The 14,692-nt window shown below is 60.9% G+C and carries 14 protein-coding genes and 2 tRNA genes; 3 read left to right on the top strand and 13 right to left on the bottom strand.

Annotated elements, in window-relative coordinates:
- The 3 genes from ACO2Q4_RS19330 to ACO2Q4_RS19320 all read right to left on the bottom strand — a co-directional run bounded on the left by ACO2Q4_RS19330 (window position 1) and on the right by ACO2Q4_RS19320 (window position 2,213).
- The gene (locus tag ACO2Q4_RS19330; RefSeq protein ID WP_423321238.1) at window positions 1–813 is read right to left on the bottom strand and encodes a hypothetical protein; all 813 of its coding nucleotides are present in this window, start codon (window positions 811–813) and stop codon (window positions 1–3) included.
- 61 nt (window positions 814–874) lie between these two features.
- A complete protein-coding gene (locus ACO2Q4_RS19325; protein WP_423321236.1) occupies window positions 875–1,720 on the bottom strand; it encodes a polysaccharide pyruvyl transferase family protein in 846 nt (281 codons plus the stop codon).
- Between the two features lie 187 nt (window positions 1,721–1,907).
- Complete coding sequence (locus ACO2Q4_RS19320; RefSeq protein ID WP_423321234.1) at window positions 1,908–2,213, bottom strand: hypothetical protein; 306 nt, start codon at window positions 2,211–2,213, stop codon at window positions 1,908–1,910.
- Between the two features lie 24 nt (window positions 2,214–2,237).
- On the opposite strand from ACO2Q4_RS19320, the gene ACO2Q4_RS19315 reads away from it, so the two are divergent.
- Complete coding sequence (locus ACO2Q4_RS19315; RefSeq protein WP_423321233.1) at window positions 2,238–3,497, top strand: glycosyltransferase; 1,260 nt, start codon at window positions 2,238–2,240, stop codon at window positions 3,495–3,497.
- 101 nt (window positions 3,498–3,598) lie between these two features.
- On the opposite strand, the gene ACO2Q4_RS19310 is transcribed toward ACO2Q4_RS19315, so the two are convergent.
- The 9 genes from ACO2Q4_RS19310 to ACO2Q4_RS19270 all read right to left on the bottom strand — a co-directional run bounded on the left by ACO2Q4_RS19310 (window position 3,599) and on the right by ACO2Q4_RS19270 (window position 11,240).
- On the bottom strand, window positions 3,599–3,979 hold the full coding sequence (locus tag ACO2Q4_RS19310) for a low affinity iron permease family protein (RefSeq protein WP_423321313.1): 381 nt from the start codon (window positions 3,977–3,979) through the stop codon (window positions 3,599–3,601).
- A gap of 506 nt (window positions 3,980–4,485) precedes the next feature.
- A tRNA-Val gene (locus tag ACO2Q4_RS19305) sits at window positions 4,486–4,560 on the bottom strand.
- A 69-nt stretch (window positions 4,561–4,629) separates the two neighbouring features.
- On the bottom strand, window positions 4,630–4,968 hold the full coding sequence (locus ACO2Q4_RS19300; protein ID WP_311760860.1) for an HU family DNA-binding protein: 339 nt from the start codon (window positions 4,966–4,968) through the stop codon (window positions 4,630–4,632).
- A gap of 76 nt (window positions 4,969–5,044) precedes the next feature.
- Window positions 5,045–7,462, bottom strand: coding sequence for an endopeptidase La (lon, locus tag ACO2Q4_RS19295; protein ID WP_423321231.1), 2,418 nt, complete (start codon window positions 7,460–7,462; stop codon window positions 5,045–5,047).
- A gap of 206 nt (window positions 7,463–7,668) precedes the next feature.
- On the bottom strand, window positions 7,669–7,869 hold the full coding sequence (locus tag ACO2Q4_RS19290; protein ID WP_311760862.1) for a CsbD family protein: 201 nt from the start codon (window positions 7,867–7,869) through the stop codon (window positions 7,669–7,671).
- A 161-nt stretch (window positions 7,870–8,030) separates the two neighbouring features.
- Window positions 8,031–8,114: transfer RNA gene (locus ACO2Q4_RS19285), tRNA-Leu, on the bottom strand.
- 48 nt (window positions 8,115–8,162) lie between these two features.
- Complete coding sequence (gene lipA / locus ACO2Q4_RS19280; RefSeq protein ID WP_311760977.1) at window positions 8,163–9,098, bottom strand: lipoyl synthase; 936 nt, start codon at window positions 9,096–9,098, stop codon at window positions 8,163–8,165.
- 132 nt (window positions 9,099–9,230) lie between these two features.
- A complete protein-coding gene (locus ACO2Q4_RS19275) occupies window positions 9,231–9,980 on the bottom strand; it encodes a TerC family protein (RefSeq protein WP_311760863.1) in 750 nt (249 codons plus the stop codon).
- Between the two features lie 66 nt (window positions 9,981–10,046).
- Window positions 10,047–11,240 carry a DUF6456 domain-containing protein gene (locus ACO2Q4_RS19270; protein WP_423321229.1) on the bottom strand — a complete coding sequence of 398 codons (1,194 nt, stop codon included), beginning with the start codon at window positions 11,238–11,240 and terminating at the stop codon, window positions 10,047–10,049.
- A 211-nt stretch (window positions 11,241–11,451) separates the two neighbouring features.
- Here ACO2Q4_RS19270 and ACO2Q4_RS19265 point away from each other — a divergent pair, with 211 nt between their 5' ends.
- Window positions 11,452–11,796: a DUF6477 family protein gene (locus ACO2Q4_RS19265; protein WP_423321227.1), complete on the top strand. Its 345-nt coding sequence runs from the start codon at window positions 11,452–11,454 to the stop codon at window positions 11,794–11,796.
- On the opposite strand, the gene ACO2Q4_RS19260 is transcribed toward ACO2Q4_RS19265, so the two are convergent.
- Window positions 11,759–13,333 (bottom strand): helicase HerA-like domain-containing protein, encoded by a 1,575-nt coding sequence (locus ACO2Q4_RS19260; protein ID WP_423321226.1) that lies wholly within the window; start codon window positions 13,331–13,333, stop codon window positions 11,759–11,761. The two genes, ACO2Q4_RS19265 and ACO2Q4_RS19260, sit on opposite strands and share 38 nt — an antisense overlap.
- Before the next feature lie 520 nt (window positions 13,334–13,853).
- Here ACO2Q4_RS19260 and ACO2Q4_RS19255 point away from each other — a divergent pair.
- Window positions 13,854–14,627, top strand: a complete 774-nt coding sequence (locus ACO2Q4_RS19255; RefSeq protein ID WP_423321224.1) for an invasion associated locus B family protein — start codon at window positions 13,854–13,856, stop codon at window positions 14,625–14,627.
- Window positions 14,628–14,692: the final 65 nt, after the last annotated feature.

Raw genomic sequence — 14,692 nt, 5'->3', positions numbered from 1 at the left:
TCAGACCCCTACCCCATCAACCACATGAAGATCCGCGGCTTTTGTGGCCCCGGTCTGTTGGAACACGGCTTGCAAAGCATCGAAATGCGCCCGGTGAACGTGAATGGTCGGCGCAAGGTGGTGATCGAAGGCGATCGGTTGATGTGCCGTCGCAAGCCGCATGGGCTGGAGGATCACGCCACGGGGATTGCGCGCGGCCACCCGGTCATTGATGTCGAAATAACGCGCGCCGTGCTCGGCAGCCAATCCCGCGATGCGGGCATTGAAGGCCAGGTGAAATGCGTTCTGCGCGGGTTCGCCCAGCATCAGTCCAGTCAGTTTCGCCTCGGCCTCGGCCCTGGTGTCCGGAGATTTCTCGGTCAGGATGCGGCTGAGATAGCGCTTCGAAAACAGGCGCGTGGAAAGGACCGTCAGGTTGACGCCCTTCAGCGCGACCTGACACCCGGTCCCGCCGATCCCCTCCAGCAAACCCTTGTAGATATCGGCCAGAAACTCGACATAATCCGCCGGTTGCCACGTTTCGCCCTTGACCACCTGACGGTAGTAGAACCCCAGTTCCAGGTCGACCTGTCCAAGCGACACAACCATATGGGACGAGGTCTTGGCCTTCTCTTCGATGATCTCCTTGAGCCGCAGGGTCGAGGCGTATTTGCGCACCCCGGTCAACGAAGCACCGTTCACCTGCTGGACACGCGGCATGTAGCGGATCGCCCGGTTCACCCCGATGCGACGCAGGATCCGCAGATCGGACTTGAAGAACATGGTATGAGAGTCACCGACGATATCGACGACCTGTCTTAGGTTTTCAGCCATTCGACCCCAGCCACTGATCTGTGAAATTGAATGATGGACTTCCCGTTCCCCTGGCCCCAGGTCAGAACGGACATGCCTCTAGCAGGCGGTCGGCCATCCTGCCCATATCGACCGGAGGGAAGGACGCCGCATCCCGATAATCCTCGGGGCGGAAAGGAAACCTGATCGACACCCGGTCTGCTTCGGTCAGGTCAAGGCCGACGGACTGGAAGTAATCGGCGAACTTGGTTCCGTCTCCGGCCAGTGGCCGGGTGCAGGAATCCGCCCAGGCCGATGGAACGCCGTAGGCATGGGATATGATCACGCCATGCAGCGATGATGAGACGGTAAATTCACAGGCGGCAATATCGTCAATCGCGGCATCGAAGCGGCCATTCAGATAAATGACCTTGACCCCTTCCGGCAGAAACTTCTCGATGCTGCGCCAGAAAGGCGTGTCGACGACATGAGAAATGATGCCGATCCGGTATTTCTTCTCCGTCGTTTTCGGAGAATAGAATTTCGGCATGCAGATACCGGGATCGCCGAGAACGTCCGGAACATCATATTTCATCTGTTCAAGACGCTTTTGTGTCAAAGGTCCCCGAACAGCGTGAATTTCCTTCGGCCGGGCGAAGGATCTGGAAAAATCCATGATCCCTGATCCCCAGACGATGGCCACATCGGGGGATTGAATTTGCTGAAGAATACTCCCGCATGTGAAATGTACGACGCGCGGAGGTTTCACGACCGCAGCGGTTGCAAGGCGCGGTTTCACTCCAGTCTTTTTCAGATAGAGATAGGGACCGATCCAGTCGCCGAAATTCGTGCGAAACTTGCTCCAGGCCCAGTACATGTTGTGATCGTCAAGCCCACCCTGAGAGAGTAGGTTGTGCTCCTCGGCCGTCGGACGCTCGATCCCGAACATGTTGCCCCTTTCAGCTTGTGCAGCAGTTAGTTCGCAGCGAATCGAACGGACTGCAACCAGTAATTGGCGAGCCAAGCGGACCTCCGCGCGCAGTGGATGGACTGTTCGGCGCCGCTCTGTCGTCCCCGGCAGGGTTGGGAAAAAGAACTGCGATTGCGGGCCGGGGCCTTGTGGGCATCGTGCATGCCTACCCCACCGCGTGCACATCCTGAAATTGTGCATTCGACGCGCCTGACACAGGCGGATAACCGCCCGGCCCATCGTTGCACTCTGCTGTTCGGTTTGTATAAGTGTTAACGACCGTGGATTGCATGGGCCCGACACTGACCGACAGCGATATTGGAGCAGCACCTTGGCTAATGTTTACTGCATCTTCGAAAAGCTCGGCTTGGGCGGCGGCGGAAAAATCAAGGCCGTCTATCACCGTCTGAATGCCATTGCTGAAAACAATACGCACACACCGGTTCTCCTGAATATCAACCATGACGTTCATCAGCGTTCCGTATTCCGCGAGTTGGTGAAGCTGGGCAAAATAGCTAAGGGCGTTCACTATAAATCCGTTTTCGATGCCGCGGCAGAAATTCGTGAAACCCCCTATCCCGAAATCGCGGTTCCGGTTCCCGATCATGATTACAAGATCGTCGGAAAGGCGCGCACGGTCTATTACAGGGATGGTATCGTTTCCGGGCTTGATGACTTTCGAAAGGGCGAGACGAAAAGTATCTTCACCCGCACCCTGTATGACAAGGGAAGCCCCGTGCGTGCGATCCAGGTCGCGGAAGCGAAACCGGTATCCATCACAGTGACTTCGAACGGGAACGAGCAGCAGGTCGTCAACTGTGCGCAGGGGCGCCCCGTGTCCACCGCGCGCTATGTGGATGGGAAATTCCTGTCCGGACTGAACTTCATCACCGGAAAAAGTTTCGAGGCTGAGGACAAGTTCTTTTCCAGCTTCGTCCAGATCGTCACGCAGGGAAACAATGTCACCTTCATCGACGGCGTGACGATCCCCTATAGCCCCGACATGATCAAGGGGTCAAAAGTCCTCTTCCTGCACGCGGATCACAAGGCGCCGAACGGGAATTTCGTGATCCGCGCCAAGCATGCGGTCGAAAATTTCGACGGCGATGCGATCATCACCGCGACCAATGTACACAAGCTTGCGCTGGAAACGGACTTCGTTCCCAACAAGCCGATCGTCGTCCTGCCGCATTTCTGCGACCAGCAGCGTGCAATCACCACCCAGCGCAAGGACCTGATCACGGTGTCTCGCCTGGACCCGGTGGGCAAGCCCATCGCCGAATGCATCGAGGCTTTCGCCAAAATCGCCGATGAGTTCCCCGACTGCAACTACCTGATCTATGGCGAGGGGACGGGTCGCAAACCACTGGTCGGGCTGATCAAACAGTTGAAGATGGGTGGGCGGGTCAAGCTGATGGGCTATACCACTGACCCGATGTCGGTCTTCAGCAACGCGATCGCCTCACTTTATCCGACGCTGACCGAAGGGTTCGGGCTTGCGATCCTGGAATCGCTTTCACAGGATTGCCCGGTGCTCTCCTATGACGTCGATTACGGGCCCAAGGAAATGATCCGCAACGGCGTGAATGGCGAACTGGTCCAGCCCGGAAATATCAACCAGATCGCGCAGGCGATGCGGAAAATCCTGAAGAACCCCGAGAAGTATTCTGCCGGATGCAGCGACGGCCTGGATAACTACTCACGCAAGAAGTATGTCGAGAATTATGACGCGCTGGTTTCAAGCCTGACGCATTGAGGTCATGGCTGACGGCGGCCTCGGTCGCCATACCTGCCGCCCTGTTGGCAAGGATGCCCGGAACAGTCTTGATCATGCGAGCTGACCATCCGCCTGCATGATCAGTCCGTCTCATCACCTGCCAGATTATCGGCGCGTGCTGCCGCGCGTTCACAGGTCTTTCGAATTTCCTCGAGTTCGCTTTCGGTGAGGTGTTCGATGCCGATGAACTTGTTTCGCGCCTTGGAAACGCGAATCAGTTCGTCAATCTTGGCATGAAGGGCTGCACTATCGCGGTTTTGGGTGTTTTGGATCAGGAAGACCATCAAGAAGGTAATGATGGTCGTCGACGTATTGATGATCAGTTGCCAGGTATCTGAGAAGCCGAACACTGGACCGCTTGCCAGCCACAGCACGACAAATCCTACGCAGGCCACAAAAGCCAGAGGCGACCCTGCCCAGTAAGAAATTCGACCGGCGAGGCGTGTAAAAAACTTTTCCATGGCCAAGCGTGTCCCTGTGGGAAGACCGCTGGGTTAACCATCGGCAAGTGGATTCGGTTCGACTCCGACACCCAACACGACCCCGGAATTTCTTCTGATAGGGACGGTTACTCAGTCAATCAGAGAGGGCGCACCCACTCAGGACCTGACATGATAGCCCGGCGACTTCACAGACAAAGTGGGAGGCGCAATTCTCCAGTGGGGATGGCTCTGGAAGGAACGCCATGTCTATCGCGGGGTCGGGGCGGAAAGGACTGCCGCCTGTTCAGCACGGCATCCGTCCGGCTCGAGGGCCCGTGGCCCTGAGCGACGAATGGCATCGGCATAACAATGCCGCCATCCCCGTGGTCGGCCTATCGCGCTCGGGAGCGCCTGAATAGTGCCGGCGAAGTGTTGGATTTCGTGAGTTTCTCGCCAGAACCCAGCTCCAGGAACGGCGGGACATTCTGCATGAGAATGCAAAAAGCCTCCGCATCAGTTAAGATACGAAGGCCATTCACAAATAATGGTGGGCGATAACGGATTTGAACCGCTGACATCTTCGATGTGAACGAAGCGCTCTACCGCTGAGCTAATCGCCCGGTTCGCGCTGAATAACGGCTGTCGGAACTGCCGGCAAGGGGTTCAGGCAGAATTTTTCACGATGCGCCTTATTCTTCGTCCTGGGCCGATGACGCGATGTCGCCTTTGCGGCGGCGCAGGCGCAGGATGATGACCTCGGACCCGGAAACATCCTTTTGACGATTGATCCGGGCACGTCCAAGGGGCGGCAGCGCAAGGGTCTGGCCTGCGGCAATCGCGTCGCCCAGTTCGGCGAGCGTCGCCTCGACAATGTTGCGGATGTCTGCATTGCGTTGGCCGGTCCGTTGCGCAATGCGGTTCAGAAACTGGCGCTTTTGAAGAACCGTCGCATTCGCCGGTTCCGGAAGGGCATCCTCCCGCTGCCGCGATAGTCGATCATCTCCGTCGACACGGCTATGTCCTGACATGAAACCTCCTGCACGGAAAGATGCAGCTACTGGATAAAAGAAACCGCGCGGAGGGTATCCGCGCGGTTCAACCAAATCAATGGGCTACAGTGGCACCCCCGCCGCCTTGTTCACGCGCGGCGGCCAATCGGCTGGCCTCGGCCGCCTCTTCGGCGGCCTCGTCCCATTCGATCGCCTCGGGTTTCCTGACCAGCGCATGCTCAAGAACTTCACGCACATGGCTGACCGGGATGATCTTCAGCCCTTCCTTCACGTTGGCCGGAATCTCGGCCAGGTCCTTCTCGTTATCGACGGGGATCAGAACGGTCTTGATCCCGCCACGCAGCGCCGCGAGCAGCTTTTCCTTCAGCCCGCCGATAGCCATCGCATTGCCGCGCAGAGAAACCTCGCCCGTCATCGCAATGTCCTTGCGGACCGGGATCTGCGTCAGCACCGACACAATCGAGGTCACCATCGCCAGACCCGCCGAAGGGCCATCCTTGGGTGTCGCCCCGTCAGGCACGTGAACGTGGATATCCACGCTTTCGAACTTGGTCGGCTTCACCCCGATCTGCGGGCTGATCGAGCGGACAAAGGACGATGCGGCATCGATCGATTCCTTCATCACCTCGCCCAGCTTCCCGGTCGTCTTCATGCGGCCCTTGCCCGGTAGCTTCAGCGCTTCGATCTGCAACAGATCGCCGCCGACCTGCGTCCAGGCCAGGCCCGTCACCACGCCGACCTGATCGTCCTTTTCCGCCAGGCCGTAGCGATAGCGGCGGACGCCCAGGAATTCCTCGGCCTTGTCCGAGTCGACGTCGACCGACTTGACCTTGCCCTTCAGGATCTCGGTCACCGATTTCCGGGCCAGCTTGGCGATTTCGCGTTCCAGCGACCGCACGCCCGCCTCGCGGGTGTAATAGCGGATCACGTGGGTCAGCGCCTCGTCACTGACCGAGAACTCGCCTTTGCGAAGACCGTTCGCCTTGATCTGCTTCGGCAGCAGATGCTGGCGCGCAATTTCACGTTTCTCGTCCTCGGTATAGCCGGCCAGAGGGATGATCTCCATCCGGTCAAGCAGTGGGCCAGGCATGTTGTAGCTGTTGGCCGTGGTCACGAACATCACGTTCGACAGGTCGTATTCCACTTCAAGATAGTGGTCCACGAAAGTCGCGTTCTGTTCGGGATCCAGCACCTCCAGCATGGCCGAAGCCGGGTCGCCGCGGAAGTCCTGCCCCATCTTGTCGATCTCGTCGAGCAGGATCAGCGGGTTGGTCGTTTTGGCCTTTTTCAGCGCCTGGATGATCTTGCCGGGCATCGAACCGATATAGGTCCGACGGTGGCCACGGATCTCGGATTCGTCGCGCACGCCGCCAAGGCTGATGCGGATGAATTCACGCCCCGTCGCTTTCGCCACCGAACGCCCAAGGCTGGTCTTGCCGACGCCCGGAGGGCCGACGAGGCACAGGATCGGCCCCTTCAGCTTGGTCGAGCGGTTCTGCACGGCCAGGTATTCGACGATGCGTTCCTTGACCTTCTCCAGGCCAAAGTGGTCGGCATCGAGGACTTCCTCGGCCTTGCCCAGGTCCTTGCGGATCCGCGACTTCACGCCCCACGGCAGCGCCAGCAGCCAGTCCAGATAGTTGCGGCTGACCGTGGCCTCGGCCGACATCGGCGACATCGACTTCAGCTTTTTCAGCTCGGCATCGGCCTTTTCGCGGGCCTCCTTGCTGAACTTGGTGTTCGCGATCTTCTCTTCCAGCTCGGTCAACTCATTCGAGCCATCCTCACCGTCGCCCAGCTCCTTCTGAATGGCCTTCATCTGCTCATTCAGATAGTACTCGCGCTGGGTCTTCTCCATCTGCGTCTTGACGCGGGACTTGATCTTCTTCTCGACTTGCAGCACCGACATCTCGCCCTGCATCAGGCCATAGACCTTTTCCAGGCGCTCAGCCGTGTTCAGGGTTTCCAGAAGATCCTGTTTCTTGTCGAGCGCGATGCCCAGATGGCCGCTGACCAGGTCGGCAAGTCGCGCAGGTTCGCGCGCCTCGGCCACGGCAGAAACGACTTCCTCGGGGATGTTCTTGCGCACCTTGACGTAGCGTTCAAACTCTTCGGCAACCGCGCGGGTCAGCGCGGTGCGGGTATCTTCGTCGCCTTCGATTTCGGCAAGCGGCACGGCCGTCGCCTCGAAATAATTCTCGTTCGCGATGAAGTCGTTGATCTGCACACGTTCGCGGCCTTCGACCAGCACCTTGACGGTGCCGTCCGGCAGCTTCAGCAATTGCAGGACATTCGCAAGCACGCCGGTGCGGAAGATTCCGTCAGCGGCGGGTTCATCAACCGCGGCGTCCTTTTGTGCAGCCAACAGGATCGGGCGATCCTGCTCCATCACGGCTTCCAGTGCCCGCACGGATTTCTCGCGCCCCACGAAAAGCGGTACGACCATGTGGGGAAACACCACGATGTCCCGCAGAGGCAGGACAGGATGAGTGGTCTGGGCGAATTCGTTCATGGAATCAGTCCTTTCTCGCCAAGAGGCGTGGCCCCGAGATAGGCAGCGCATGCCTCCTGCTTCTGGACAAGATAGGAAGGCTGCGCGCTGGGTTCAATGGCTCATTGGTTCGCCCTCTGTTCCAGCCGATCAGAGAGGAAAATGGATGTGGAAAGGGCCCCCGCCAACGCAGGGGCCCTTTCATTCACAATCCGGAAAAGCCGGAATCAGACCTTTTCGCGGAAGAAGTCCGTGACCTGGCGGTCCGCCTCTTCCTTGGTCCAGCCGTATTTCTCCTGCAGCTTCCCGGTCAGCTGGTCCTTGCGGCCCTCGATCTCGGTCAGATCGTCGTCGGTCAGGTCGCCCCATTTCTCTTTCACCGAGCCCTTAACCTGGTTCCATTTGCCTTGGATGATATCCCAGTTCATGGCGTCTTCCTCCGTTTCGGACTGCGTTATCGTCTTGAGACAGGGGAACGGATCCACGCCGGGTGAGGTTGCGCCCCCACACGCAGTCGTGAGCCGCAGTGATCGTGGGCGACCAAGAAGATGGCCTGCCGGGATTCTGGAGTTTGATTGGGAGAACAGGCTGGTACCCGAGGTCGGACTCGAACCGACATGACTTGCGTCGGCGGATTTTGAATCCGCTGCGTCTACCATTCCGCCACTCGGGCCTGCACCCCCCGACTAAGGGGCATTCGAAGCTTTTGCAAGAGCCGCGATTAAGCGCGGCCCAGCTTCTTCATTCGCGCCTCGCGCAGGCGGGCGAAATCATCCCCAGCGTGATACGAGGACCGCGTCAGCGGTGTCGCCGAAACCATCAGGAAGCCCTTGCCAAAGGCGGCCTTCTCATAGCCCGCGAACTCTTCGGGTGTCACGAAACGGTCCACGCGGTGGTGCTTGGGCGTCGGCTGCAGATACTGACCGATGGTCATGAAGTCGATGTCGGCGGCGCGCATATCATCCATGACCTGCAACACTGACGAGCGATCCTCGCCCAGGCCGACCATGATGCCCGACTTGGTGAACATCCCGGGGTCAAGTTCCTTGACCTTCTGCAAAAGCCGCAGCGAGTGGAAATAGCGGGCGCCGGGCCGCACCGTCGGATAAAGGGCGGGAACGGTTTCGAGGTTGTGATTGAAGACGTCGGGCCGTGCCTCGACTACCATCTCAAGCGCCGAGGAGTCCGACTTCAGGAAGTCCGGCGTCAACACCTCGATCGTGGATGAGGGCGAGCGGTGGCGGATCGCGCGGATGGTCTGGGCGAAATGCTCGGCCCCGCCGTCCAGAAGATCATCGCGGTCGACCGAGGTGATGACGACATGCTTCAGTCCCAGTTTCTGGACCGCATGGGCCACCCTGCCCGGCTCGAACACGTCGAGCGCGTTGGGCTTGCCGGTCGCGACGTTGCAGAAGGTGCAACCGCGCGTGCAGATCTCGCCCATGATCATCATGGTCGCGTGCCCCTGGCTCCAGCATTCGCCGACGTTGGGACAACCCGCCTCTTCGCAGACGGTCGAAAGCCGGTTCTCGCGCATGATGTCGCGGGTCTGCTTGTAGCCCTCGGAGGTGGGGGCCTTCACGCGGATCCACGAAGGTTTCTTTGGCTGAGCCTGATCGGGCCGGTGGGCTTTTTCAGGGTGTCGCTGGTCGGGCATCCGAAGATCGCGCAAGATCTGGTCCTTTCGGTCGCGGTTGCCGCAGAGATAACCCCTTGCCCGGGCGAACGCAACGCCACCCCGGCAAGGGAACGGGCGCAGCCATGCCGCGCCCGTGGAAAGCTTGCCCGATCAGCGTTTCTCGGCCAGACGCCTGCGCTTGCGGCCGTTGCGCGCCCACATGTTCAGCATCTCGACCAATGCCGAGAAAGCCATCGCCGCATAGATGTAGCCCTTGGGAACATAAACGCCCAGGCCTTCGGCGATCAGCGTCGTCCCGATCAGCAGCAAGAACGACAGCGCCAGCATGATGATGGTTGGGTTGCGTTCGATGAAGTTCGCCAGCGGAGTCGCGGCCAGCAGCATCACCGTGACGGCAAACACGACCGCAATCACCATGATCTGGATATGGGGCGTCATGCCGACCGCCGTGATGATGCTGTCGATCGAGAAGACGAGGTCGAGGATCAGGATCTGCACGATGACACCGCCGAAGGTCGCAACGGCTGCGCCGATCAGAGTATCCTCGGGGTCGCCGGGATCGACATGGTGGTGAATTTCCTTGGTGGCCTTCCAGACCAGGAACAGACCACCAACGATCAGGATAATGTCCTTCCAGGAAAGCTCATTGCCCAGGATCGTGATGACCGGCTCGGTCAGGCGCACGATCCAGGCGACGGTGGCAAGCAGTCCAAGGCGCATGATCAGCGCGAGTCCGATGCCGATCTTGCGGGCACGCTCGCGCTGATGTTCCGGCAACTTGTTGGTCAGGATCGAAATGAAGATCAGGTTGTCGATGCCCAGAACCACCTCCATCACCACCAGTGTGGCAAGGGCAACCCAAGCTGCCGGGTTCTGAACAAGGGCGAATATGGTTTCCATAGGTCCTTCCGGAAAACTGTGTCCGCAGGCCTAGTTGTGTATTGTCACCCTGTCCTGCAACCGGGCTCAGCCAATCAAGGGCGAACCCGAACCATAAGACTCGCGATAGTGGCGTTCCAGCCGCATCAGGGCCAGGCGCAGGACGATCTTGCCCGAACGCGCAGACCAGCCAAGCCGACGCTCGGTCATTTCGATCCCCTCGAGAAAGCAGCAGACGCGCAGGCAAAGATCGCCCATTCCCGGCCCCAACTCGCGCAGGGCGGCGGCGACGCGGCCGCGGGCGCTGTCCGATCCCCCGTCATAGCCGGCCCCGCCGCGCGAGACGTCGATCCCGGCAGTCAGGAAGCGGTCCCAGTTCTGTGCAAGCCGCGGCCCCATTTGCGTCAGCTCATAATCCTCGCGCAGGCGCTCTTCCGCAGCGACCATATCCGGCGACAGGAAGGGCTGGCCATCGGCCTCTCGGCGCCGCGCCAGCATCAGCAGCGGGCTTTCCGCGATGTTCACACGCGTCCGGCGACGGCGCCCATCTTCGGGGTCTTGGATCTCGCGCTCCTCCCAGATCCGGTGGCTGTCGGCATGAGAGAACGGCGCTGCCTCCTCGGCAAGCCCCGGTGCAGGGTCGGAAGTCACCGGCTCGGCCAGCGCAAAATCGGGTCGTTGGGGCAAGACGGCCGAGGGACCGGCAGCGATCAGTCCACGCAACGCATCGCGCCCTTGCGACGAAATGACATAGCGGCTGACCCTGCCCTGCCCGACCATCTGGACCCATTGCCGCAGGGCCATATGCTCTGCCAGTTCGCGATCAAGGATGGCGGTGCGGATATCGTTACGTACGACGATGGCCTTTTCCATGCCCTGGGCGACAACCAGCTGCGCGGTCGGCTCGGCAAGCCGTCGCAGGATGCGAGCGACCTGCCTGATCCCTTGCCGTCCGATGGTGCGCGAGCCCGCCCCCTGTGGCTTCGGCGGCAAGGGATCGGCCGCGACACGTTCGATGGCCTGATCAACCAAAGGATCATCGCGCCGCGCCTCGAAGCGGCGGATGCGGCGCAGGATGGTCGAGGCGTGGCAGCCCAGTTCTCGGGCAATCGCCCGGATGCTTTCGCCACCCTCGACATGGCGCAGATAAAGCCCAAGATCACCCGCATCCGAAGCGGCAAGCACCGTCAGGGACGGCGTGACAGCGGGCGCAGCGGGTTCGCCCCCGGAAGTGCCGGCCAGCATCGCATCCAGGTTCAGGTCACCCGTCTGAAACGTCATGATTATTCCCTTGTTCTTGTGAGGGCGAGCGGCGCAGGTGCTCGGCCAAGCGTTGACTGATCATCACCGGATGAGCTGGGGCCGCCGGGATGAGTGATTAATTGCTAACAACTCCTAAAGAATTCTTGCCGTGGCGCGCGCTGGTCAGGCTTGGGGCGCAACACACGCATAGGTTGCAGAACATTCCCGCATCAGACCAGCGAGGTGCGACATGACGATGATATGCAACGTGATCCAATTCCGCCCGGCAGCCGCGCCCGGCAACCTGCGGCGACCCCGGCTGCTGGCGCAGGCGGCCCGCGCCGGCCTGGGCGCCTATCAGCGGCGGCGGGATCTGCCCCGCATCCTGAAATGCGAAGTTCTGCCGGATGACCGCGTCATCCTTCAGCGACTGAGATCAGAAGAGGCCGAGTTGAACGCCGCGCGGATCGAAGCGCAGGCCGATTACGACCTGCAGCGCCATATCCTGATCCTGATCGCCATCCTGGCCGAGTTTCGGATGGCAGCGCCCATGCCGGTCACTTGCCCCGGAACAGCGATCCAAGCACACCCCTGACCAGCGCCTGCCCGGTCTTGGTGCCAAGCTGCCGGGCAAGGCTCTTGCCGAAGGCCGAGGCGATGGTATCGCGGTTAGACGCTTTCGCTCGCGGTTTAGGCTCTGCCGGGATCTGGATCGAAGGATCATAGCGGCGACCGCGGCTGTGTTCCGGCTCCATCTTCCACAAGTCGTCGTCGCCGTTCACGGTCTGGGTCTTGCCCGCTTCCTGCGCGGCGCCCTCGGCCCGTTTCTTCAGCAATTCGGCGGCGGATTCCCGGTCCACTGTCTTGCCGTACTTCGCCGCCATGTCAGATGCCTGGTTCAACGCAGCGCGATCCGCATCGGGGATCGGACCAAGCAGTGTCAACGGCGGGCGGATCAGCGTCCGCTGGACCATGCCCGGAACGCCCTTGGCCTCCAGCAAAGAGGTTACGGCCTCGCCGGTACCGACGGACTGGATCGCCTCGGCCGTTTCAAATGCGGGGTTAGGGCGGTAATTCTCGGCCGCCAGCCGCAGGGCCTTCTGGTCCTTCGCGGTAAAGGCGCGCAGCGCGTGTTGGACCCGGTTTCCAAGCTGGCCCAGCACATCTTCGGGCAGGTCTGCCGGGTTCTGGCTAATGAACCACAAGCTGACGCCCTTGGAGCGGATCAGCCGCGCCACCTGCTCGATCTTTGCGACCAGCGCGGGCGGAGCATTGTCGAAAAGCAGGTGCGCCTCGTCGAAGAAAAAGGCGATGCAGGGCTTCTCGGGATCGCCAACCTCAGGAAGCTGCTCGAACAGTTCCGACATCAACCAAAGAAGGAATGTCGCGTAAAGCCGGGGCGAGTTCATCAGCTTTTCGGCCGACAGGATGTTGACCATCCCCTTGCCCGAGGCATCGCACCGCATCATGTCTGCAAGCGCCAGCGCCGGTTCACCGAAAAGCAGCTTGCCCCCCTCATTCTCCAGCACCATCAGCGCGCGCTGGATCGCCCCGACCGAAGCGGTCGAGACATTGCCGTATTTCAGGCTCAGATCCTTCGCATTCTGTCCGACCCAGACCAGCATCGCCTGAAGGTCGGCCAGGTCAAGAAGGGCCAGCCCCTCTTCATCGGCGATCCGGAAGGCGATGTTGAGCACGCCTTCCTGCGCGTCGGACAGGTCCATCAGCCGCGCCAGCAGCAGCGGCCCCATCTCGGCCGGGGTGGTGCGGACCGGATGACCGCGTTCACCCCAGATATCCCAGAACGTCACCGGCATGGCCTGATAATCCAGCGTGATTCCGATCTGGGTCGCACGCTTCTGGAAGGCGTCGTTCAGAGCCGACTCGGTATTGCCGGATTTCGAAATCCCGGCAAGATCGCCCTTCACATCCGCCATGAAGACCGGAACGCCAGCCAGCGAGAACGACTCGGCCAGTGTCTGCAACGTGACCGTCTTGCCGGTCCCAGTCGCACCAGCGATCAGCCCATGCCGGTTGGCAAATTTCAACAGCAGGTTCTGCGCCGCCGCATGGCCCTCACCGCCTCCTCCGACAAAGACGGTTCCAGCATCCGGATCGACGATTTGTGCCATGTTTTCCTCGCCTGGACAAAAATGCGCGGGCCTGCAGAAAAGCAGAATACAAGCGAAACCTTTTTGTGCCAGTGTAGTTATGCCGGGAGCCGGGATTGTTTCCCTCCCCCGGCTTTCCTCCCTGTTGGACTGCCGCGCCTTCGGGCGCGGTTCTTTTTTCGATGGGGCACGATCCCCCCTACGCCATGTTCGAGGATGGCCCGCGATACGTCACAAAGCTGTCGAATAGGACAGTTGACCGTGCAGTCGGGGTCCACTAGCTTTCCGCACAATGAAGACCGGCCAGTCCGGCAGGGAAGGGAAGCGCTGGAACCCGGAGCATCGCGAAGTGCTTCGGGTTTCTTCAATTTTATCTTTAGATAACAGGTCTGAACACAACCTGAACGGGGTGTCGGAATGACTTGGCCAGCCCAGTGGCGGGGATACGCAAAGTTGACGCCGGGTCCGGTGAAGCCGACTGACAAGGCTTTGGCCGCGTGATAGGACCAAGCGCGACAACTTGGACCAAAGGAAGAGAACCATGGCCAACAGGACGTCCGCGGCGCTGCTTGCCGCCATCTTTGCCATTGCCGGCACGGCCGGGGGTGCGATGGCGCAGACCGCCGAATCGCCCGCGCCCGCAACGGCGCCCGCAGCCGAGGCCACCGCCCCCGCAGCCGCCCCTGCCGAAGCCCCTGCGGCTGCGGCCCCGGCAGCCGCCCCGGCAACCGGCCCCGGTGGCACCGTCCCCGAAGGCACCACACCGCAGGTCGGCCAGACCTATGCCAAGTCGACCCACGGTGACTGGCTGCTGCGCTGCATGAAAACCGAAAGCGGCCAGGATCCGTGCGAGCTTTACCAGCTGCTCAAGGACGAACACGGCTCGGCCGTTGCCGAGGCGTCGATCCTGCCGATGTCCGGCGAGGTGCAGGCCGTCGTGACCTTCGTCGCACCGCTGGAAACCGACCTTCAGGCGGGCCTTGGCCTCCAGATCGATTCGGGCAAGGCCGCGCGCTATCCGTTCATGCTGTGCGCTCCCGTGGGCTGTATCTCGCGGATCGGCATGACCGATGCCGAGCTTGCACCGATGAAGCGCGGCAGCTCCGCCACGGTGTCGCTGCTGCCTTTCGGCGCCAAAAAGGACCAACTGGTCAAACTGTCGCTCTCGCTCAAGGGCTTCACCTCGGGCTTCGACGCGCTGGTCGCGGCGAACAAGGACGTTCCCGGCGGGATCCCCGCTCCTAATGGCGCGCCGACGCCGGTCCCTGCCCCCGCCGATCCGGCCGCGGCCCCTGCGCCGGCCCCCAAACCTTGATATGGAAAAGGGCGCCCGTTCAGGGCGCCCGTCCGGTCAGCAAGATCAAGAAGGGCCGGGATATT

Origin of the sequence: Paracoccus sp. KR1-242, assembly GCF_049446195.1 — a bacterium.
In the GTDB taxonomy this organism is placed as follows: domain Bacteria; phylum Pseudomonadota; class Alphaproteobacteria; order Rhodobacterales; family Rhodobacteraceae; genus Paracoccus; species Paracoccus broussonetiae.
This window is presented reverse-complemented; position numbering and strand designations above follow the sequence as displayed.